This window comes from Nonomuraea sp. NPDC059194, assembly GCF_042754765.1.
Classification (GTDB): domain Bacteria; phylum Actinomycetota; class Actinomycetes; order Streptosporangiales; family Streptosporangiaceae; genus Nonomuraea.
The window spans coordinates 134,991-156,905 of sequence record NZ_JBHZBH010000010.1 but is presented as its reverse complement, the minus strand read 5'-3'; the positions used below and the strand labels follow the sequence as shown (position 1 = coordinate 156,905).

General features: G+C 71.1%; 16 protein-coding genes. 8 read left to right on the top strand and 8 right to left on the bottom strand.

Going from position 1 to position 21,915, the window contains the following annotated elements; genetic code table 11:
* Nucleotides 1–30 precede the first annotated feature (30 nt).
* Genes ACFXJ8_RS15815 through ACFXJ8_RS15785 form a run of 7 tightly spaced genes read left to right on the top strand, consistent with a single transcriptional unit; the run spans nt 31 to nt 8,506 of the window.
* Nucleotides 31–1,548, top strand: coding sequence for an ABC transporter substrate-binding protein (locus ACFXJ8_RS15815; RefSeq protein WP_379644602.1), 1,518 nt, complete (start codon nt 31–33; stop codon nt 1,546–1,548).
* Nucleotides 1,549–1,570: 22 nt separating this feature from the next.
* Nucleotides 1,571–2,560 (top strand): carbohydrate ABC transporter permease, encoded by a 990-nt coding sequence (locus tag ACFXJ8_RS15810; protein WP_379644601.1) that lies wholly within the window; start codon nt 1,571–1,573, stop codon nt 2,558–2,560.
* Nucleotides 2,557–3,396, top strand: a complete 840-nt coding sequence (locus tag ACFXJ8_RS15805; RefSeq protein WP_379644600.1) for a carbohydrate ABC transporter permease — start codon at nt 2,557–2,559, stop codon at nt 3,394–3,396. The genes ACFXJ8_RS15810 and ACFXJ8_RS15805 overlap by 4 nt, the downstream gene beginning before the upstream one ends.
* Entirely contained in the window at nt 3,393–4,232 is an 840-nt protein-coding gene (locus ACFXJ8_RS15800; protein ID WP_379644599.1) for an alkaline phosphatase family protein, read from the top strand. Before ACFXJ8_RS15805 ends, ACFXJ8_RS15800 begins: the two co-directional genes overlap by 4 nt.
* A gap of 38 nt (nt 4,233–4,270) precedes the next feature.
* The gene (locus ACFXJ8_RS15795) at nt 4,271–6,685 is read left to right on the top strand and encodes a glycoside hydrolase family 2 protein (protein ID WP_379644598.1); all 2,415 of its coding nucleotides are present in this window, start codon (nt 4,271–4,273) and stop codon (nt 6,683–6,685) included.
* Nucleotides 6,686–6,696: 11 nt separating this feature from the next.
* Entirely contained in the window at nt 6,697–6,837 is a 141-nt protein-coding gene (locus ACFXJ8_RS15790; RefSeq protein WP_379644597.1) for a hypothetical protein, read from the top strand.
* Between the two features lie 22 nt (nt 6,838–6,859).
* A complete protein-coding gene (locus tag ACFXJ8_RS15785) occupies nt 6,860–8,506 on the top strand; it encodes an alpha-L-fucosidase (RefSeq protein ID WP_379644596.1) in 1,647 nt (548 codons plus the stop codon).
* On the opposite strand, the gene ACFXJ8_RS15780 is transcribed toward ACFXJ8_RS15785, so the two are convergent.
* From ACFXJ8_RS15780 to ACFXJ8_RS15770, 3 genes are all read right to left on the bottom strand, one after another.
* Nucleotides 8,507–9,175, bottom strand: coding sequence for a response regulator (locus ACFXJ8_RS15780; protein ID WP_379644595.1), 669 nt, complete (start codon nt 9,173–9,175; stop codon nt 8,507–8,509).
* Nucleotides 9,176–9,772: 597 nt separating this feature from the next.
* The gene (locus ACFXJ8_RS15775; RefSeq protein ID WP_379644594.1) at nt 9,773–10,993 is read right to left on the bottom strand and encodes an RNA-guided endonuclease TnpB family protein; all 1,221 of its coding nucleotides are present in this window, start codon (nt 10,991–10,993) and stop codon (nt 9,773–9,775) included.
* Nucleotides 10,990–11,121, bottom strand: coding sequence for a hypothetical protein (locus ACFXJ8_RS15770; protein WP_379644593.1), 132 nt, complete (start codon nt 11,119–11,121; stop codon nt 10,990–10,992). Before ACFXJ8_RS15770 ends, ACFXJ8_RS15775 begins: the two co-directional genes overlap by 4 nt.
* Before the next feature lie 84 nt (nt 11,122–11,205).
* On the opposite strand from ACFXJ8_RS15770, the gene ACFXJ8_RS15765 reads away from it, so the two are divergent.
* On the top strand, nt 11,206–12,042 hold the full coding sequence (locus ACFXJ8_RS15765) for a hypothetical protein (RefSeq protein ID WP_379644592.1): 837 nt from the start codon (nt 11,206–11,208) through the stop codon (nt 12,040–12,042).
* 9 nt (nt 12,043–12,051) lie between these two features.
* Here ACFXJ8_RS15765 and ACFXJ8_RS15760 read toward each other — a convergent pair whose 3' ends face one another.
* The 5 genes from ACFXJ8_RS15760 to ACFXJ8_RS15740 all read right to left on the bottom strand — a co-directional run bounded on the left by ACFXJ8_RS15760 (nt 12,052) and on the right by ACFXJ8_RS15740 (nt 21,915).
* Nucleotides 12,052–13,638: a serine/threonine protein kinase gene (locus ACFXJ8_RS15760; protein ID WP_379644591.1), complete on the bottom strand. Its 1,587-nt coding sequence runs from the start codon at nt 13,636–13,638 to the stop codon at nt 12,052–12,054.
* Nucleotides 13,639–13,704: 66 nt separating this feature from the next.
* Nucleotides 13,705–14,466, bottom strand: a complete 762-nt coding sequence (locus ACFXJ8_RS15755) for a class I SAM-dependent DNA methyltransferase (protein WP_379644590.1) — start codon at nt 14,464–14,466, stop codon at nt 13,705–13,707.
* A gap of 24 nt (nt 14,467–14,490) precedes the next feature.
* Entirely contained in the window at nt 14,491–16,371 is a 1,881-nt protein-coding gene (locus ACFXJ8_RS15750; RefSeq protein ID WP_379644589.1) for an AMP-binding protein, read from the bottom strand.
* Complete coding sequence (locus ACFXJ8_RS15745) at nt 16,364–21,733, bottom strand: amino acid adenylation domain-containing protein (RefSeq protein ID WP_379644588.1); 5,370 nt, start codon at nt 21,731–21,733, stop codon at nt 16,364–16,366. Before ACFXJ8_RS15745 ends, ACFXJ8_RS15750 begins: the two co-directional genes overlap by 8 nt.
* Entirely contained in the window at nt 21,730–21,915 is a 186-nt protein-coding gene (locus ACFXJ8_RS15740) for an MbtH family protein (protein ID WP_379644587.1), read from the bottom strand. Before ACFXJ8_RS15740 ends, ACFXJ8_RS15745 begins: the two co-directional genes overlap by 4 nt.

Sequence of the window (21,915 nt, the reverse complement as noted above, 5' to 3'; positions counted from 1 at the left end):
CCCCAATCCCACGAGCGGTAAGGAACGACCATGTCCGAACCCCGTAACCTGTCCAGGCGCGGACTGCTGTCCGGCCTCGCCGGCATCGGCGGCCTCGCGGCGCTGTCTGCCTGTGGCGGCGGCTCCGGCAGCCCCAGCGGCTCGGCCAGCCCGGCCGCGAACGGCGGCAAGTCGGCCGCCATCACCCACTGGGACAAGTGGGCCTCCCAGGAGCCCTGGGTGAAGAAGGAGATCGAACTCTTCCAGGCGGCCCATCCCGGCGTCACCGTCAACCGGACCCTCCAGGCGAGCGGCAACCTCGAGAACCTGCTCGGCCTGGCCGCGCGCGGCGACAACATGCCCGACGTGTTCATGGTGGCGCAGGACCGGCTGGACGAGCACATCAAGGAGGGATGGGTGCTGCCGCTGGACAAGTACGCCACGCCGGACTGGCAGAAGACCTTCCCCGCCTACTCCTTCGTCGAGGGCGTCAACGCCGCCGACGGCAAGATCTACTCGGCGCCCTTCGAGGGTAACGGGCCGTCCATGCAGCTCTACATCAACAACCAGGTCTTCAAGGACGCCGGGCTGGTCGAGGCCGACGGCACCGTCAAGATCCCCAAGACCTGGGACGACGTCACGCTGTTCGCCGAGCAGATCACCAAGAAGGGCAACGGCAGCGTCCACGGGCTCGGCTTCGGCAACAGCGCCTTCCCCATCATTCCCTGGTGGATCGGCTTCTTCCTGGGCGGCTCCGGCACCCCCACCCAGATGGCGTCGAGTGTCCCCGGCGGCATGGACATGCGCACCGGCAAGTTCACGGCGTACGCCGAGCGCGCCTACACCGACTTCCTCACGCTGTTCCTGGAGTGGAAGAACCGCGGCTACATCTTCCCCAACTCGCTCAGCATCGACGACGAGATCGCTCGCCAGCAGTTCGCCCGCGGCAAGTTCGGCATGACCGTCGGCGGCGTCTGGAACCAGCCGGGCTGGACCGATCTCGGCTTCACCGACTACACGACCGTCGTGATGGTCAGCCCCGACGGGCAGCAGAAGAGCTTCTTCTACCACGGCGCCGGCTCGGTCCACCTGGCGATCTCCGCCAAGGCCAAGAACCCCGATGCGGCGTGGGAGTGGTTCAAGTGGTGGTACAGCAAGGACGCGGCCGCACGCTTCGTGCAGGAGCTGAAGGGCGGCCTGTCGGTGTACCCGGAGGCCAACGACGCCAGCAAGATTGACTTCGCGCCGTTCGCGTCGTACGTCGCGGGGTCGAAGCTGGTCCTGCCCGGGCCGCAGCCCTCGCTGCGCAACCCGGCGACCATCCACGTCGTCCCCGAGGCCGCCAAACCCAGCTTCGACGACATCTGCACCGGCATCTACACCGGCCAGGTCAAGGACATCCGGGCGGCACTGGACAAGCTGTCGGAGAACCTCGAGAAGAACTTCGAGGACGCCCTGGACAAGGCGAAGAAGGAGGGCCACAGGGTCAGCAGGGACGACTACGTCTTCGCCGACTGGGACCTCACCAAGCCCTACAAGTGGGACATCCCCGAGTATCTCGGGGCCTGAGCAACCGAAGGGAGGTTCCCCGATGTCGACCACTCAGCTCACCACAGCGCGAACGCCCGGCCCCGCCGCCACCGCGCGCCACGAGCCGTCACGGTGGCGCCGCATCCGCGACAACCGCTGGTCCTACGCCTACCTGCTGCCGTTCGTGGTGCTCACCGCGGTGTTCACGATCTACCCGATCTTCGCCTCGCTCGGCTACACGCTGTACGACTGGGACGGCATCGGGGAACCGACCAGCTTCGTCGGACTCGACAACTTCCGTGACGTGATCACGGACGGCTTCTTCTGGAACGCCTTCAAGAACTCGGCCGTCTACACGGTCGTCCTGGTGCCGGTGCAGCTCATCCTGGCGCTCGCCCTGGCGCTGGTGCTGAACAACCCCAAGCTGCGCGGCTCCACGTTCTACCGGGCGGTCTACTTCCTGCCCGCCGTCACCTCGATCGCGATCGTCGGCATCGTGCTGAAGCTGATGCTGGCCAACTTCAGCGACACGCTCAGCGCGCCGCTCATCTCCCTCGGCCTCATCGACCAGCCCCTGCAGTTCCTCGGCGACCCCGACGCCGTGCTCTGGACGGTCATCGCCATCGGCATCTGGAACACGCTCGGCTACAACCTCATCTACTTCCTGGCCGGACTGCAGACGATCCCCAAGGACCTGTACGAGGCCGCCCAGCTCGACGGCGCGGGACGCCTCGCCCAGCTCGTCCACGTCACCATTCCCGGCCTGCGCAACGTCGGCCTGGTCATCCTGTTCCTGGCGATCATCGGCAGCCTGCAGGTCTTCGACCTGATCATGGTGCTGACCGGCGGCGGGCCGTTCTTCGCCTCCGAGGTCGTCAACACCTACATCTACCACCAGGCGTTCGGCCAGGTCGGCACGGGGACCGTGACGGAGCCCAACATCGGGTTCGCCTCGGCCGCCTCGTTCTTCTTCGGCCTGGTCCTGCTGGCCCTCACGGCGGGACAGATGCTGGCGATCAAGAAGATGCGGGCCCGCAAGGAGCACAAGTGAACCAGTTGAAGACGGCGGGCGCCCGCCGTGCCATGACCCACATCGTGCTGCTCGGCTTCGGGTTCGCCTATGTCTACCCGTTCCTGTGGGCGGTCGGCAGCTCGCTGAAGACCAAGCTCGACTTCCTGGACACCGGCCTGAGTCTGGTGCCGCCCACCCCGCGATGGGAGAACTACGCCGAGGCGTGGGACCAGGCCAGCTTCGGCACCTACTTCCTCAACTCGCTGATCATCTCGGTGACCAGCGTGGCCTTCACGCTGCTGTTCACCGCGATGGCCGGCTTCGCCCTGGCCAGGACCACCTTCCCCGGCAAGAAGGCGCTGCTCGGCGTCATCCTGATCACGTTCCTGCTGCCCACCGGCTACACCATCATCCCGGTCTTCGACATCGTGAAGGCGCTCGGGCTGCTCAACACGCTGTGGTCGGTCATCCTGGTGCAGGTCGGCGGCGGCCTGGTGTTCGGCACGTTCATGTTCATGGCCTACTTCACCACGATGCCCCGCGAGCTGGAGGAGGCGGCCAGAGTCGACGGCGCGGGCTTCAACACGCTGTTCTTCCGGGTGATGCTGCCGCTGTCCAAGCCGATGGCCGCCACGCTCGGCCTGTTCACGTTCATCAGCTCGTGGAACAACTTCTTCCTGCCGCTGGTGTTCACCCTCGGCAGACCGGAGCTGCGCACGGTCGGCGTGGGCCTGTACGCCTTCACCAACCAGACGTCCACGAACTGGACCCTGCTGTGCGCGGGCGCCATCATCTCGCTCGCCCCGATCGTGGTGGTGTTCGTCATCGCGCAGCGCTACATCGTCGAGGCCATCGCCGGGGCGGTGAAGGCATGATCACCGACCACGTCATCGTCTTCGGCGTCGACGGCGTCCGCTACGACACTCTGGGCGCCGCCCGCACCCCGGCGGTGGACGCTGTCGCGGCGGCGGGATTCGCCGCGCCGCTGCGGGTCAACGACGCCGCCCCCACCATCTCGGGCCCCGGCTGGGCGACGATCGCCACCGGCGTGCTCGCCGACCGGCACCGGATCTTCGGCAACGATCTGACCGGCCACCGGATCGCCGACCATCCCGACTTCCTGACCCGCGTCCGTGCCGCCCTGCCCGGCCGGGCCGCCCACGCGTGGGCCTGCTGGCCCCAGCTGGTCCACGAGACGTACGGCGGGCCGATCTTCCTCGGCGGCGGGAGCCTGCCGTACGGGCAGGACCCGCCCGACCGGGCGGCCTGGGAGCAGGCCGACGAGATGGTGGCCGACGCGGCGAGCGAGGCGATGGACAGTGAGGACGTGGCGGCGGCGTTCGTGTACTTCGGCCTGCCGGACGTCGTCGCGCACGAGGAGGGCGTCACCCCCGCCTACACGCGCGCGATCGAGAACTCCGACCGGCTGATCGGCCGGGTGCTGGCCGCCGTCCGGCGGCGGCCCGGCTACGAGCGCGAACGGTGGACCGTGATCGTGGTGACCGACCACGGGCACGTGGACGTCGTGGGCGGCCATGGCGGCGACAGCGAGGCCGAGCGCACCGCGTGGATCGCCGCCGCGGGGCCCGGCGTGCCCGGCGAACCTCCGGCCCGGCTGGAGCAGGCCGACGTGCACGCGCACGTGCTGTTCGCGCTGGGCATCGAGGCGCGGCCGGAGTGGGCGCTGGCCGGGCGCCCGTTCTGTCATTGATCCATAGAGATCCGTAGAGGATCCATTGAGGAGACATTGTGTCGTTGTTGATTCCGCTGGCTGACGGTTGGACCGTGCGGGCGGATTCGCCCAGCCCCCTGCCCGCCGGGACGGCGGTGGCCGCCCAGGTGCCGGGGTGCGTGCACACCGACCTGATGGCGGCGGGGTTGCTGCCCGACCCGTTCCTGGACGACAACGAGCTGAAGGTCGCCTGGGTGGGCCGGACCGGCTGGCTGTACGAGACGCGGCTGCCGGAGCTGGACGACTCCTACGAGCGGACCGACCTCGTCTTCGACGGCCTGGACACGGTGGCCGAGATCCGGGTGGGCGATCGGGTGCTGGGCGCGACGCGCAACATGCACCGCAGCCACCGGTTCGACGTGAGCGGCCTGGCGGGCTCGCTGTCGGTACGGTTCACCTCGGCCTACACCGAGGCCGAGGCCGTACGCGCCAAGGTGGGGGACCGGCCCACGACCTACAGCGAGCCGTTCAACTTCGTGCGGAAGATGGCGTGCAGCTTCGGCTGGGACTGGGGGCCCACGCTGGTCACGGCCGGGATCTGGCGCCCGGTACGGCTGGAGCGGTGGAACACCGCCCGCCTGGCCGGGGTCCGCCCCCTGGTCACCGTCGACGACGGGACCGGCCGCGTCGAGGTGCGCCTCGACGTGGAACGCACCACCGCGGGCGCGCAGGCGCCGCTGGAGGTGCGCGTGCGGGTCGGCGAGGCGCGCGCCCGCACGGTGATCGAGCCCGGCGCGAGCAGCGGCGTGGTGGTGCTGGAACTGCCCGGCGTGGAGCTGTGGTGGCCGCGCGGCTACGGCGACCAGCCCCTCTACGACTGCGAGGTCGGCCTGTTCTCCGGCGGGACGGAGCTGGGCCGGTGGAGCCGCAGGATCGGGTTCCGCACGGTCGAGCTCGACACCAGCGCCGACGAGCACGGCACCGGCTTCACCCTCGTGGTCAACGGCGAACCGATCTTCGCGCGCGGGGTCAACTGGATCCCTGACGACGTCTTCCCCAGCCGCATCACGCCCGAACGCTACCGGCATCGTCTGAGGCAGGCGGTCGAGGCGAACGTCGATCTGATCAGGGTGTGGGGCGGCGGCATCTACGAGGACGAGGCCTTCTACGACGCCTGCGACGAGCTCGGGCTGATGGTGTGGCAGGACTTCCTGTTCGCCTGCGGCGCCTACAGCGAGGAGGAGCCGCTGCGCGGTGAGGTCGACGCCGAGGCGCGCGAGAACGTGGCCCGGCTGTGCCCCCACCCCAGCCTGGTGCTGTGGAACGGCAACAACGAGAACCTCTGGGGCTTCAGGGACTGGGGCTGGGAGGAGCGGCTGGCAGGCGCGTCCTGGGGCGAGGGCTACTACCTGGGCCTGCTGCCGCGGATCGTGGCCGAGACCGACCCGACCCGCCCGTACTGGCCGGGCAGCCCGTGGTCCGGCTCCTGGCGGCATCACCCCAACGACCCCGCCCACGGCACCACCCACTCCTGGCGGGTGTGGAACGAGGCCGACCACGCCGACTACCTGAACGACGTGCCGCGCTTCATGGCCGAGTTCGGCTGGCAGGCGCCGCCCGCCTGGGCCACGCTCAGGCGGGCGCTGCCTGACGAGGCGCTGGCCACCGGCACGCCGCTGCTGGACCAGCGCCAGAAGGCCGAGGACGGGGTGGGCAAGCTGGCCCGCGGCCTGGCCCGCCACTTCGACGAGCCCGCGAGCTTCGACGACTGGCACCACCTGACACAGGTGGTGCAGGCCCGCGCGATCGCCACCGGGATCGAGCACTGGCGCTCCCACTGGCCCGTCTGCGCGGGCACGATCCTCTGGCAGCTGAACGACTGCTGGCCGGTCATCTCGTGGTCGGCGATCGACGGCGACGCCCGCAGGAAGCCGCTCTACTTCGAGCTGCGCCGCCTGTACGCCGACCACCTGCTCACCCTGCAGGAACGCGCCCACGGCCTGGTCAGCGCGGTGGTCAACCAGTCCGCCCACCCATGGCGGGGCACCGTCACCGTCCGGCGGATCCACACGGACGGCACCGTGCTGGCCGAGGTGGACCTGCCCTTCCACGCGGCGCCCCGTTCGGTGGCGACCCTGGAGCTGCCCGCCGAGGTGACCAAGGCCGCCGACGTGACGCGCGAGTTCTGGGTCGCCGAGACCGCGGGTCTGCGGGCCTGGCGGTTCGCCTGCCCCGACCGTGACTTCGCCTACCCCAGGCCGCGCATGGACGTGCGGGTGGCCCCCACCGAGACCGGCAGCGAGGTCACCGTCACCGCGCACACCCTGATCCGCGACCTCTACCTGCACGCCGACCGGCTCGACCCGCAGGCGGGCACCGACACCGGACTGACCACCCTGTTGCCCGGCGAGCGGTGCGCCATCGCCGTCCATGGCTGGCATGGTGATGCCGCCGAGGTCACGGCCGCGCTGCGCCACGTCAACGGCCACTGAAGGGAGCTCTTGTGCTGTTGCTCGACATCGCCTTCGCCGGAAGCTTCACCACGGCCACCGAATACACCCCGGCCACCGGCGAACGCGGCACGCTCGTCCGCCTCACCGGCCTGGAGACGATCCGGCCGGGCGAGGGCCTGCTGTTGACCTGAGCAGGGAGTGCGCCTTCCCGTGGTGCCCGAGGCTCGGGGCGTGGCCGTACGTGCCGCCTTCCTGCCCGAGGCGGGTACGGCCGAGCGCGCGTTGCTGCTCGTCAGGGAGCACGGCAGCGAGGCGGCGGCCGAAGGGATCGCCGTCGACGGCACGGACATCGTCATCCGGGGACTGCGCGGCACGCTCCGCCGGGTGACGGTGACCGCCTTCGACGGTTCGTATCAGCCCGAGCCCGACGTGCCGGGCCGTACCGGTCACCAACGCGAGGGCGGTCAGGCGCGGCCGGGGTGGCGGGTGCCGATCGGGCCCGGCGACGACCCGGTTGAGATGGCCGCGCTGGTCCGCCCGACCGAGCGGCAGCTCGCCTGGCACCGGCTCGAACGCACCGCGTTCCTGCACTTCGGCGTCAACACCTTCACCGGCCAGGAATGGGGCTACGGCGACGAGGACCCCAACCTGTTCCATCCGCAGGACCTCGACACCGACCAGTGGGCGCGGGAGCTGAAGGCGGCCGGGTTCACGCTGGCCATCCTGACCGTCAAGCACCACGACGGGTTCGTCCTCTACCCCTCGGCGCACACCGGGCACAGCGTGGCGTCCTCCTCCTGGCGGGACGGCAAGGGGGACGTGCTGCGGAACTTCACCGACTCGATGCGGGCGCACGGGCTGAAGGCGGGGGTGTATCTGTCACCCGCCGACGAGCACGCGTTCGCCGCCGGGACCTTCGCCAACGGCAGCCCGCGCCTCCCGCGCGAGGTGGGCGGGCTCACCCTGCCCGCGACCGACTACGGCCACTACATGCTGCGGCAGCTGCACGAGGTGCTGACCGGGTACGGGCCGATCGCCGAGGTGTGGTTCGACGGCTCGCAGGGCCGCATCCCCGCAGGCCAGGCGGAGGACTACGACTTCGACAGCTGGTACGCGCTCATCAGGCACCTGGCGCCCGAGGCGACGATCGCGGTGTGCGGGCCCGACGTGCGCTGGGTGGGCAACGAGAGCGGCCTGGCCCGCGAGGACGAGTGGAACGTCGTCCCGGTCACCGTCGCGCGCGAGCGGGTCGAGGTGGCCGACCGATATGACGCCGCCGACCTCGGCAGCCGGGCGGCGCTGGCCGTACCGGCCGACTATCTGCAGTGGTGGCCCGCCGAGGTGGACGTGAGCATCCGGCCCGGCTGGTTCTTTCACGACGACCAGCGGCCCAAGAGCGTCGACGAGCTGATGGACATCTACCACGAGTCGGTCGGGCGCGGCGCCGTCCTGCTGCTCAACATCCCGCCGGACCGGCGCGGCCGCCTGGCCGAGGCGGATGTTGGGGTGCTGCGGGAGTGGTCGGCCCGCATCGAGCGCAGCTACGGCACCAACCTCGCCCCGGACCTGCCGGTCTGGGAGGGGGACCGGCCGCTGATGCTCGACCTGCCGCAGCCGGTCACCTTCGACCGGATCGTGCTGGCCGAAGACCTGCGCCACGGCCAACTGGTGGAATCGCTCACCGTGGAGGCCTGGGGCGACGACGGCTGGCACCAGGTGGCCGCCTGCGGCACCGTCGGCGCCAAACGCATCCTCCTGCTGCCCGCACCGGTCACCACCGCAACCCTCCGGTTCACCGTACGGCAGGCCAGAGGACCGGCTCGGGTCAGCCACATCGGGCTGCACCTGGCCGACAAATGATCAACCGCTTCCGGGGCGGACGAGCCCGCTCTCGTAGGCGAAGACGACCGCCTGGACGCGCGTGGTCACGTTCAGCTTCATCAGGATCCGCGACAGGTGCGTTTTGACGGTCGCCTCGCCCAGGTAGAGCCGGGCGGCGATCTGGGTGTTCGTCAGTCCCTGCGCCAGCAGCCGCAGCACGTCGGTCTCCCGGCTGGTGAGCGACTCCAGCTCGGCCGCCCGGCTCGTCACCCGGGCCGGATCCGGCTGTCCGGCGAACGCCGCGATCACCCGCAGGGTGACCGCCGGGTCCAGCAGGCCGCCGCCCGCCGCGACCGTCCGCACCGCCTCGATCAGATGCTCCGGCGGGGCCACCTTCAGCAGGAATCCGCTGACCCCGGCGCGCAGGGCGGCCGCGACGTGCTCGTCCTCGTCGAACGTGGTCAGCACGATGACCTTGCTCTCCGGGTGCTCGCGGACGAGCTGCCGCGACGCCTCCAGGCCGTCCATGCGCGGCATCCGCACGTCGATGAGGACGACGTCGGGGCGGGTGCGGGCGACGAGGGCGAGCGCCTCGACACCGTCGGACGCCTCGCCGACGACCTCGATGTCCGGCTCGCCGCTGAGCACCATGCGCAGGCCGACCCGGATCATCGCCTCGTCGTCGACGAGCGCCACCGAGATTGTCATGTCGTTGTTCCTACCAGTTGTTTTTACCGTGGTGTCGAGGTTCGGGGGAGCGGGAAGCGGGCGCGGACCGTGAACCCGCCGTCCGGTTCGGGGCCGGCATGCAGGGTGCCGTGCACCATCGCCAGCCGTTCGCGCATGCCGACCAGCCCGCAATGCCAGGAACTTAAGAGTGAAGGGCATGGCCCCTCTCGGTGGCGCGCTGCGCGCGTTTCGGGTTCGGGACTGTTCTTCCCAGGGGCTTTCCAGCCCCTTCGACCCCGGCCTGGGCCGCTTGGACGACCAAAAGGGGAGATCACGATAGGGGACCAGGCCGGATCGTTGCCGGACACAGCAACGAAGCTGCTGCCAGGACGGCGATTGTCGAGATCGTTTCGCCTGGCAAGGAGCTTCGTTGGCTGCTCGTGCTGTCACATCGCGTGGCCGGTCCACCAGCCAGCCATGGCACTACTGGAAGTACTGTTGCGTGAGTCTCAGCGATTCTCGCACTGAGACTCTTCCTGCTTCATCGACCGCGGCCCACTCCGGAGAGTGAGGTCTTACGCGGTCTCCACGAGGCGTTTTACCTCTCCGGGGAACTTCCCGGCGAGGGGTCCGATGTCAAGCGGCCTGGTCGGCGAGCATCGCGTCCAGCAGGTTGCCGGCGGCGTTCTCGTCTCGGTCATGCAGCACGCCGCAGCCGGGGCACATCCAGCTCCGGTCAGCCAGGACCAGACCCCGGTTGATCCGGCCGCAGTCCCCGCACGTCTTCGAGGAAGGGAACCATCGGTCGGCCTTCCACACGGTCGAGCCGTACCAGTCGGCCTTGTAGCCGAGTTGGCGGACGAACTCGCCGAACCCGGCGTCGGAAATCGCGCGAGCGAGCCTGCGGTTCTTGACCATCCCCCGCACGTTGAGGGTTTCTACCGCGATGGCCGACTTGGTTCTCGTCAGCCTCGTCGTGGTCTTATGCAGGAAGTCACGCCGCCGGTCGGCCACCCGAAGATGCAGGGCGGCGACGCGGCGCCGTGCCTTGGCCCTGTTCTTCGAGTCCTCGGCGGATCGAGCCAGTTTGCGGTTGGCCCGCTTCAGCGCCCGCAGCGCGGCCTTGAGCGGCTTCGGTGCATCGATCTGTTCGGTGGTGCCGTCGCTGTTCTTGATGACTGCGAACGTCTTCAGCCCGAGGTCGATCCCGCATTCCGGGGCGTCGGTGTCGGCCTGGTGGCGCTTGTTGATCTCGTCTCGGTCCACGTCGACCTGGAAGGAGATCCACCAGCGTCCGGCCTGTTCCCGCACGGTGGCGCCGAGTATCCGGGCCTCGCCTCGGGCCAGGCGGTCGACCAGCCAGGACATGTCCTCCCGGGTCGCCACGTCCCCGATCGCGGGCAGCCGGACGGTGCGGGCGTCGAGTGGCTTGGCCCGGTCGGCGTCGTAGCGGAAGCGGGAGTCGTGCTTACGCTTGCGCCACCTCGGAAAGCCCATGCGCGGGCCTTTGCGCTCGCCCTTCCTCGATGCGAGGTAGTTGGCGAACCCTGCCGCCCGCACCCGGCAGGCCTCCTTGGGGACGCGGGAAGACATCCTGTTCTCGCCGAACCACGGGAACAGCTCCGGATGGGCGGCGCGCCATTCCTTCTCCAGTGCCGGGGCCGACCACGGCACGGGGGTCAGGTCGTCGCCGGTGATGCTGTAGGACTCCTCGGCCTTGCGCTGCGCCCATTTCTTGCGCACGATCTCCAGGCAGAAGTTCTCCACCACCCGCGACAGCCCGCAGTGACGGCCCATGAGGACGGCCTGCTCGTCGGTGGGGGCGAGCTCGAATCGGACGCCCTGCTTGTGGCTCACGCGGCGTCCTGCACCGCTCCGGCCAACGCGGTCTTGACCACCGGGACGGGCATCTTGCCGTCCCGTGCCCACTGCCAGGCGGTCTGGTCGTGCACACCATTCCACCGCGCCCACTCGGAAAGTTTCACACACTGATGATCCCAGGAGAGAGCTGACGAACGCTGAGGAATCAACTAACAGCTAACTCTTCCAGCACGTGGGCGACCGCCGAGATGATCTCGGGTAGTAAGACCTTCACCAGAGACTGGGTCGAGAACGGCACCACCAAGGGATCGACCGCCTTCGCCGTCGCCACCGGCGACGACTACGGCCGCTGGAAGGAGTCGGCGCCGATCACCTGGTCGGTCACCTGCAAGGCCGACGAACCAGGACAGGTCACCGTCGCCAAGGCGGCCGTCACCACCTGGAGCAGCGAGCCGGGCGCCTGCACGACCGCCAACCCCTACCAGCTCACCGCCGCGGCGACGCTCACCGCCACCAAGGGCCTCACCTACCCGCTGACCGTGACCTACCGCTGGCGCTGGGACGATGGCGGCTACTGGCAGGAGGAGAAGCTGCAGTTCACCGAGCCGGGAGCGCGGCGTGCCACGCACAGCTGGATGACCTCCAGGAGCCACGCGGCCAAGGTGTGGCTGGAAGTCACCGGCCCCGCCAGGGTGCAGGGCGAGCCGGGCGCGTACTCCCTGACCTGCAACGGGAAGCCGCCCGCGCCGAACACCGGCGGGAAGGTGACATCCGTGACGAACCCCGCCATCACCCCGTCCAACCACACGGGCGCCTGCCCCGTCGACCTGAAGGCCACCGCGACGATCACCGTGTCCGCGCCGACCACCGCACCGGTCGAGTACGCCTGGCGCTTCGACAACAACACCAGCAGCCCGGCCCAGCAGATCGCCTTCCCCGAGGGCGGCCCGCTCACCAGGACCGTGGAGTGGAAGGACTGGCGCGCCGTCGCGTCCACCAACGGGAAGGTGACCGGCTACCTCCAGGTCGTCGCGCCCAACACGGCGGTTTCCGCGCCCGTCTCCTACAGCGTCACCTGCGGCTGACGGCGCACGTCATGACAACCGGCAGGTCACCTCGAGTGCCGCCGCGTACACGGGCCGCTCCGCGACCGCGTCGCGGCCCTGGTACTTCCACTGGCACACGGTCGTCGGGGTGATCTTCGCGCCGCCGAAGCACCACAGGTTGTCCCAGTTGCCGCCGCCCATGTTCTGGCCCTGCGTCTTGCAGTACGCGTGGACGTCGTTGAAGGTGATCGTGCCCTGGGAGGGCGCGGGCGGGTCGTCGCTCGGGGGCGGCGGCGCGGCCTCGGTCGGTGTCGGCCTGGGCTCGGGGTTGCGGGTCGGCTTCTTGGTGCGCGGCGCGGTGGTGGGCTCGACCAGGGTTTTGTCGGTCGGCTGCTTGCTCGGCCTGCTCTTCGGGCTGGCGCCGGCGGTGGAGACCGCCTTGGCCGCCTGCGACCGCCTGGCGGCCCGCGGAGCGGGCGTGACGGCTGCGGTCGGCGTCGCGGGCGCGCTGGTGGAAGGCTCGCTCGGCAGCTCGGGGGTCGGGGGCGCAGATGACGGCACAGTGGACGACGGCATGGCCACTGGTTGCGACACCGCAGGGGATGCCCCCGCCGCTCGGCTGCCGGAAGCGATGGGCGCCAGGGCGAGGTAGCCGGTCACCGCGGTGGCGAGCAGGGCCGCGACCGCCGTACCCATGATCAGGCCACCGGGCCGCCGCCCGCCCGCTCGCTGAGCAGGGCCGCCCACAGCGGCTCCGGGCGCGGTCGGGACCCCGGACCCGCCCGAAACCCCGGACGCGCCAGGGACGGCGAGCCAGGCGGGCGCGGGAAGGGCGCGCAGGCGTTCGAGCACCTGGGCGGCGGTGGGCCGCCGGGCCGGGTCCTTGTCCAGGCACTCGGCCAGCAGCGCCCGCAGCGCCCCCTGCAGCCCGCCGAGGTCCGGCTCGCCCTGCAGGATCAGGTGCAGGATGCCGGGGATGGAGTCGCCGACGAAGGCCCGCTGCCCGGTGGCCGCATAGACCATGGTCGCGCCCCAGGCGAACACGTCGACCGCGGGCCCGACGCCGCGGCCGGCGATCTGCTCGGGCGCCATGTAGGCGGGGCTGCCGATGGGCTGGCTGCTGACGACCGACTGGCTGAGATCCAGCGCCCTGGCGATGCCGAAGTCGATGACGACCGGCCCGTCGGGCCCGAGCAGCACATTGCCGGGCTTGAAGTCGCGGTGCACCACCTCGGCCTCGTGGATGGCCGCCAGGGCGGTCGCGGTGTTGACCGCCAGCCGCTGCAGAGCCGCGGCCCGGCGCGGCCCGCCGTCGCGCACGGCGGTCTGCAGCGAGGGGCCGTCGATGAACTCGCTGACGATGTACGGCCGGTCGCCGACGAACCCGAAGTCGAGCACCTGGGCCGTGCAGAACGGCGCCACCCGCTGCGCGGTCTCCACCTCGCGCAGGAAGCGCTGCTGCTCCTTGTGATCGGCTATCAGGTGCGGGTGCAGCAGCTTGATCGCCACGAGCGCGTCGCCGTCGCCCCGCCCCACGTAGACGGTGCCCTGCCCGCCCGCCCCGAGCCGACCCTCCAGGTGGTACGGCCCGACAGCTCTGGGCTCCTCAGGTAACAGGGCCAACACCTCGGCCACCCAGCCTCCCGCCGGTCAAGTGGGTCAAGATCGTATCAGGGCCGGCGGCGGCGGGTTCGGGCGAGGCTAGCGGTCCGGCGGGATGCGGTAGACGGACACGTGGGAGCGCGACTCGGCGGTGAAGTCGGCCCCGGCCCAGTCGGCATGCCTGCTCTCCAGCTCGAACCCGGCGAGCTGAGCCATGAGGTCGAGCTCGGCCGGCCAGATGTAGCGGTGCGGGCTGCGGAACAGCTGAGCCTGCCTGCTCTCGTCGAACCTGAAGTGGTGCGACACGACGTGCTGGCGCAGGACGTCGTAGGTGTCCAGGCCGATGTAGCCGGGCTCGCACTGCCAGACCGTGGCCTGCTGACCCGGTGGCAGCTTGCGCAGCTCGGGCACCCAGAGCTCGATCACGAACCGGCCGCCGGGAGTGAGGTGACGGGCGGCGTTGCGGAAGCAGGCGACCTGCTCGGCCTGGGTGAGCAGGTTGGAGATCGTGTTGTAGACCAGGTAGACGAGCGTGAACTTCCCCGGAGCGACGGCCCTCGTCATGTCGCCGACGACCACGGGGACCGTCGCTTCGTCGACCTTCGTCCGTAGCTGGTCGATCATCGGAACCGACAGCTCGATGCCGGTCACGGGCACTCCTCGCGCGGCCAGCGGTACGGCCACGCGGCCGGTGCCGATGGCGAACTCGAGCGCCTGCCCGTCGCCCGCGAGCTCGGCCAGGCGGTCCACGGTCGGCTCCAGGACCTCGGCGGCGAACATGCCGGTGCCCGGCGTGTCATAGCGCAGGGCGGCATCGACGCCCCAGATCTCCTCCTGTTGCATGCCGCCCACGATGGTCATGGGCGCGGGCGTTGTCCAACGCTTTTAGCCGTCCGACGTGCGTCTGGTGCGGGCCTGGCGGCGGCGGGCGGCGCGCTGCTCGGGGGCGGACGGCTGCCGCTCCCCGCCGGTCAGGTGCTCGGCGAGCCTGGCGACGGTCGGATAGGCGTACAGCGTGCTGAGCGGCAGGCGCGTGCCCAACGACAGTTCCAGTCGATGCTGCACCTGGGCCATCAGGAGGGAGTGGCCGCCGACGTCGAAGAAGTTCTGCTCCCTGCCCACCTCGGCCACCCCCAGCACGGCGCACCAGGCCGCGGCGATGACCGATGCCAGGTCGCCGCGCCCCTCGGACGGCGGGCTCGCGTCGGGTCCGGCCGGTTCGGGGAGCGCGGCGGTGTCGACCTTGCCGGTCGGGGTCAGCGGGAAGGCGTCCATCCTGACGATCAGGCTGGGCAGCATGAACTCGGGCAGCACGTCGGCCAGCGCCTTGCGCAGCGTGGTGGGTTCGGCCAGTTCCCCGATCACGTAGGCGACGATCCGCTTGTCTCCCGGCGCGCCGTCCACGGCGGCGGGGGCCTGCCCGGCCACGACCGCGGCCCTGGTGACCTGGGGCAGCGCGGACAGCGCCGCCTCGACCTCGCCCAGCTCGACCCGGTGGCCGCGGATCTTCACCTGGCGGTCGGCGCGCCCGAGGTAGCGGATGCGGCCGTCGGGCAGGCGGCGGCCGAGGTCGCCGGTGCGGTAGTGGCGGGTGCCGTCGGGATCCACCCCGAACCGGGAATCGTCGCTCACCCCGGCGCGCCAGTAGGACGCCAGATAGGCGCTGCGCACGACGATCTCCCCTTCGGCCTGGTCCGAACCCGAAGACCCGTGCGGGCGCAGCTCCACCTCCGTCCCGTCCAGCGGCAGGCCGATGGGGACCACACCCGCGCCCACCCCCGTGCCCGCGAGGATGTCCTCGACGGTCAGGTGGTTCTGGACGGCGAAGGAGATCTCCGTCGCGCCGTACCCGTTGACGAACACGGACGTGGCGGGGAAGTGCCTGACGAACCTGTCCAGGTCATGCCGGACCACCTCCTCCCCGCCGAGCACGACCGCCCTGACGCTCTCCAGCCGGGCCGCACCCGGCAGCGAGTCCAGCAGGTAGCGGTAGACCGTGGGCGTGGAGTGGTAGATCGTCACCCCGCGGTCGACGAGCATCTCGCCCAGCTCCGCCAGGCCGTGTTCGCGCAGGTCGACGGGGACCGAGGCGGCGCCGTTGAGCAGCGCGGAGAAGCCGTCCGTCATCGCCATGTCGAAGCTGAACGACGACAGCACGCTCACCCGGTCGGACGGCCCGATGCGCAGGTTCGCGGTGTGCGTGCGCACCTGGAACAGCGCGTTGCGGTGGGTCTGTACCACGCCCTTCGGCCGCCCGGTCGACCCCGAGGTGAACAGGATGTAGGCGGGGGCGTCGGGGTCGGAAGGACCCGTCACGTCGGCGGGTCCCGGCGGCAGCGCGGTGATGTCGACCACCGGCACCCCGGGGGCCAGCCGCTCCGCCATGGCGGCGTGCGCGGGCGTGACCAGGACCGCGTCGGGCGCGGCGAGCTCGGCCATCCGCGTCAGCCGTACCAGGGGATAGCGGGGATCGAGGGGGACGTAGAGCGCGCCCGCCGCCAACGCGCCGAGAATGGCCGCCAGCGTATCGGGCCCATGGTCCAGCAGGACGGCCACCCGCGCCCGGCCGCGTACGGCGCCCGCGATGGCCCGCACCCGCTCGGCCAGCTCGGCGTAGGTGAGGCTCTCGCCGTCGCCGATGACCGCCGGGCGGCCGGGCTGCGCGGCCGCCACCTCCCGGAAGCGCTCGTGGATGGTCCGCGCCGACCACGGGCGGTGTTCGGGATCGCCGCCCCGGTGCGCCGCGGCGAACTGGCCGTCAGTCATTGCGTGCTCCGCTGGCCGCCAGCCGCTGCTCGCGCAGCTGGATGCCGATCAGGTCGTCGGGCAGGGCGTCGGGCAGGTCCGTGTCGAGCCTGGCGAGCGTCCTGGTGCGCAGCCCGACGGCGGCGGCCAGCGCCAGGCCGAGGCCGCACACGAGGTAGGCGAAGGCCAGGCCGCGGCCCGGTCCGGTGCCGATGACCGCCCCCACGCTGCCGGCCAGCGCGCCGTGCTCGGTGAAGAGCGGTTCGAGTACGGCTCCCGCCAGCGGCGTCAGCACGCCGAAGCCCAGCGGGAAGGCCGCCCAGGAGATGGCCTGGTTGATGGAGATGACCCGGCCGTGGAAGCGCTGCGGCACCTTCACCTGGATGATCGTCATGTAGATGCCCTGGCTGAGCGCCAGCCCGAACCCCATGCCGAGCATCCCGAACGCGATGAGCAGCACGTTGGGCCGCAGCCCCGTGACGAAGCAGCAGGCGGCCACGAGCAGGGTGAAGGTCATCAACCTGACCATCCTGCGCTGCCGGGGCCCGCCCCACATCGACATGAGCAGGCCGCCGGCAACCGCGCCGAGGCCCTCCGCGAAGGCGACCGTGCCCACGTCGGCCGTGGTGCCGAAGCCCAGCACCAGCGGCGAGACCAGGAACAGGGGAGCGGCCAGCAGCAGGTTCAGCACCGAGAAGTAGATCAGCATGGCCCTGAAGCCCTTCGTGCCCCAGGAGTAGCGCAGGCCCTCGGCCATCTCGGTGAGCAGCGGCTCCCTGCGGCGGCGGCCCATCAGGGCCGGGAACCGTACGGCCAGCAGCACCGCGATCGACAGCGTGTAGCTGACCACGTCGATCACCAGGATGCCGCCGAGCCCGATCGCGGCCAGCATCCCCGCCGCGATCAGCGGCATGACAAGCATCGCGGTGCCGTTCACCAGTTGCGCGGCGCCGTTGGCGTGGCCGAGGTAGCGCTTGGGGGCCAGCTGCGGGATGGCCGCGGTGTAGGCGACGCGCTGGAAGACCGAGGCGATGCCGAGCAGACCGACCAGCGCGAGGATCGGGCCGATCTCGGTGCTGCCGGTCCAGACCAAGGCGGCCATCGCCACCTCGCAGGCGACCGAGGCCAGGCTGGACAGCAGCAGGATGCGCCGCCGGTCGTGCCGGTCGGCCAGCGCGCCCGCCAGCGGCATTGCGATCAGGCCAGGGGCGTAGGCGACCACGCCGAACAGGCCGAACCACAGCAGCGACCCGGTCTGCAGGTAGATCCACACGGGGACGGCCCACTGGGTGAGCGCGGAGCCGAGCATGGAGACGAGCTGTCCGCCGGTGACGGCCAGGAAGCGGCCCATCCCGGGGGCGGCTTCCACACCGGAGGCGCCCGCACCGGACACGCCTGCACCGGGCACGCCCGCGTGGGCGACGCCCTCCAGCCACCAGCTCGCCTCCTCACCCCGCGCCGACCTGGTGAGGGAACGTCCCTCGTCCTTGGCGATCTCCACGTGCGTCTGGCTGAGCACGCGGGCCAGCTCGCCCGCGCGGTGCTTGACGAAGAAGTGCCCCGCCTCCTCCAGCACGACCAGCGCGGTGGTGCCGGTCAGGAAGGACCACTCCCTGAAGCGCTCCTGGTGGTAGTCGGTGAGCGGGTCGCGCTCGCCGACCACCGAGATGATCGGCGCCCGCAGCGGCGTCGCGCCCTCCTCCAGCAGCCGGGTGAAGTAGGCGCCCGCGTTGCGGGTGTCGTGGCGCATGTTGGCCACGATCCGGTCGGCCTGGGCCGGGTCGAACTCGTCCATGTCGACGCCCATCGACTTCAGCCAGTTGGCGTGCGCCCGGTTGCTCGACTTGCTGTCCAGCCAGGTCAGGAACCTGCTGAACCGTCCGGGCGGCTGCGCGGAGGGGAAGACGCCGCCGGTGTAGACGGCCCGCACCTCCCGGCCTGCCGCCTCCAGCCGCCTGGCCAGCTCGATGACCAGCGCCCCGCCGACGCCGCAGTGGCCGTACAGGACGATCGGCCCCTCGACGTCGCTCAGCACCTCGGCCGCGCAGCGCGCGGCCAGCTCGTCGAACGGCAGCGCCTCCTCGTCCAGGCCCACGTCGTGGCCGGGAATGGCCACCGAGTAGAGCGCGTGCCCGTACGGCATCGATTCGGCCAGCGGCAGGTAGACGACCGCGCTGCCCCCGCCGTACGGCACGCACACGTAGGAGACCTTCCGCTCGCCCGGCGGCAGCGGCTTGGTCAGCTCGTGCACCAGCCGGGCGGGCCGCTGCTCGTCGGGTTCGGCGGACGCCATCGCCGCGAGCTGCCTGATCGTGGGCGACTGGAACAGGTCCATGACGCTGACCTGCCGCCCCGTCGTGGCAGTGATCTTCCGCAGTTTGGCCACGACCTGGGTGGCCAGCAGCGAGTGGCCGCCGAGCTCGAAGAAGTCGTCGTCCACGCCGAGGCCGTCGATGCCGAGCACCTCGGTCCAGATGGCGGCGATGTCGCGCTCGATCTCGGTGCGGGGCGCGACGAGCTCGGCCGACAGCAGCCGCTGGCCCTCGGGGGCGGGCAGCGACTTGCGGTCCAGCTTGCCGTTGGTGGTCTGCGGGAAGCGCTCCATGGTGACGAACGCGGAGGGCACCATGTGGTCGGGCAGCCGCTTGCGCAGCGTGGCGCGCAGCTCGGCGAGGTCCGGCTCCTCGGTGACGGCCAGATAGCCGACCAGCCGCTTGTCGCCCGGCACGTCCTCGCGCACCAGCACGACGGCGTCGCGCACACCCGGCTGGTCGCGCAATGCCGACTCGATCTCGCCGAGTTCGATGCGCAGGCCGCGCAGCTTGATCTGGCCGTCGGTCCTGCCGAGGAACTCCAGCGTGCCGTCGGGCCGCCAGCGGGCCAGGTCGCCGGTGCGGTACAGCCGGGCGCCCGGCGCGCCGTACGGGTCGGGCACGAACTGGCGGGCGGTCAGCGAGGGCCTGCGGTGGTAGCCGCGGGCGACCTGCACCCCGCCGACGCACAGCTCGCCCGGCACTCCGGCGGGCTGAGGACGCAGGTCGGCGTCCAGGACGTAGAGGGCGGTGTTCTGGATGCCGCCGCCCAGCGGGGCGATGGTCTCGCCCTCCAGGCGTTCGGCCGTGACGGGCCACCAGGTCACGTCCATGGTGGTCTCGGTGGGCCCGTAGATGTTGACCAGATTGCAGTCCGGCAGCGTGCGGGAGAACCTGGCGCCCACATGCGCGGGCAGCGCCTCGCCGCCGCTGGTCACCACCCGCAGCGAGGTGCAGCTGGAGACGTCCTCCTCCAGGAAGACGGCCAGCATCGACGGGACGAAGTTGGTGATCGTGACGCGTTCGCCGTTGATCAGGTCCCGCAGGTAGGCGGCGTCCTTGTGGCCGCCCGGCCTGGCCAGCACCATGCGGGCGCCGGTCTGCAGCGGCCAGATGAACTCGCGCATCGACACGTCGGCGCTCATCACCGTCTTCTGCAGCATGGTGTCGCCGGGGCCGAGCCCGTGGCGGCGCTGCATGTCGTCGATGTGGTTGACCGCGCTGCGGTGCGGGGTCGGCACGCCCTTCGGCCGGCCCGTCGAGCCGGAGGTATAGATCATGTAGGCGATGTTGCCGGGGGTGACGCCGCTGACCGGGTCGTCGGACGGCTCGCCCGCCCAGATCGTCTCGTCGTCGAGCAGCAGCACCTCGGTCTCGGGCAGCAGCTCCACCAGGTGCCGCTGGGCCAGCAGCACGGGCGCCTGCGCGTCCTCGACCAGGAAGGCCAGCCGGTCCACCGGGTACTCGGGGTCGAGCGGCACGTAGGCGCCGCCCGACTTCATCACCCCGAGGATCGCGGCGACGAGCTCGAAGGAGCGCTCGGCGCAGACCCCGACCAGAGTCTCGGGGCCGACGCCCCGCCGGCGCAGGCCGTGCGCGATGCGGTTGGCCTTGGCGTTGAGCTCGGCGTAGCTGATCGTGCGGCCCTCGAAGGTGAGCGCGGGAGCGTCGGGGGTGCGCGCCACCTGCTCCTCGATCAGCCCGTGCAGCGTCGCTTGGTCGGGGTACGGCAGGGCCGTGTCGTTGAGCCCCTTGACCAGCCACTCGCGCTCGCCCTCGCGCAGCAGCTCCAGCTCCGAGATCCGGTGTCCTGGACGGGCGACGGCGTCGGCCAGCAGCGCGACGTAACGCTCGGCGAGGCTCTCGGCGGTCGCGTGGTCGAACAGGTCGGTGCTGTACTCCAGGCGGCACTCGCCCGAGGTCAGGTCGAACGACAGGTCGCGCCGCGAGGTGCCGTTGCCGAATGCCGCCCCCGACTGGGGCAGGTAGTTGAGGCTGACCTGGAACAGGGGGTGCACGCCGGGGTCGCGGCGCGGCGCGACCGCCTCGACGACCTTGTGGAAGGGGACTTCCTGGTGCTCCCACGCCTCCAGCACCACGTCCCGCTCGCGCAGCACCAGCTCGTCGAAGGTCGGGTCGCCGGACAGGTCGCTGCGCAGCACGACGTTGTTGACGAACATGCCGATCAGCGGCGCCAGCTCGGGCCGGTCGCGGCCGGCCACGAGCGCGCCGACCACGATGTCCTGCTGGCCGCTCAGCCGGTGCATCAGCGCGGTCAGCGCGGCCAGCAGCACCATGAGCGTGCTGCCCCGGTGCCGCCTGGCCAGGGCCTCGACGGCCGCCAGCACGTCCGGGCCGAGGCGGAAGGTCACCTCGCCGCCGCGGAAGCTGGGCACCGTGGGGCGCGGCCGGTCCGTGGGCAGGGCGTGCACCGGCGGCAGGTCTGCCAGCCGCTCCCGCCAGTGGGCCAGCTCCGACTCCAACGCCTCGCCGGAGAGCGCGTCGCGCTGCCACGCGGCGAAGTCGGCGTACTGGATGGGCAGCTCGGGCAGGTCGGCGGGCCGGTCCTCGACGGCCGCCGCGCACAGCTCGCGCAGCTCGGCGGCCAGGTTCAGCTGGGAGCTGGCATCGACGACCGTGTGGTGGGCGACCACCGCCAGCCACCACTCCTCCGGCGCCAGCCGTACCATCGTGGCCCGCCAGAGGGGAGCCTGGTCGAGCGGCAGGTCGAGCCTGCCGTAGGCGGCGAGCAGCTCGCGCAGGCGCTCCTGCCGTGCCTCCTCGGGCAGGTCCGAGAGGTCGATCAGCTCGGGCTCGACGGGCACCTCGTCGTGGACGACCTGCATCAGGTTGCCGTCGACGGTGGTGAAGTGGCTGCGCAGCGTCTCGTGCCGCCGCACGACCTCGGCGAAGGCGTCGGTCAGCGTGGCGGCGTCGAGCGGGAGATTCAGCGGAATGCGGTCGACGACGTTGTAGACCGGCAGGTCACCCGCGAGCTGGGCGGCCAGCCAGACGCGTTCCTGCGCGAAGGAGGCCGCCGCGACCCACTCGCCGGTGTCGAGTTCGGTCATCGCGCCGTCCTGAGGCTGCGCGGGCGCATGTCGGTCCACACCTCGTCGATGTGGGCGAGGCAGGCCTCCCGCTCGCCGCTGAACCCGGTCGCGTGCCAGCCGGCGGGCAGGGGGCCGCCCGCGGCCCAGATCGAGTACTGGTCCTCGTCGTTGACGACGACCAGCCAGTCCTGTTCGGACAT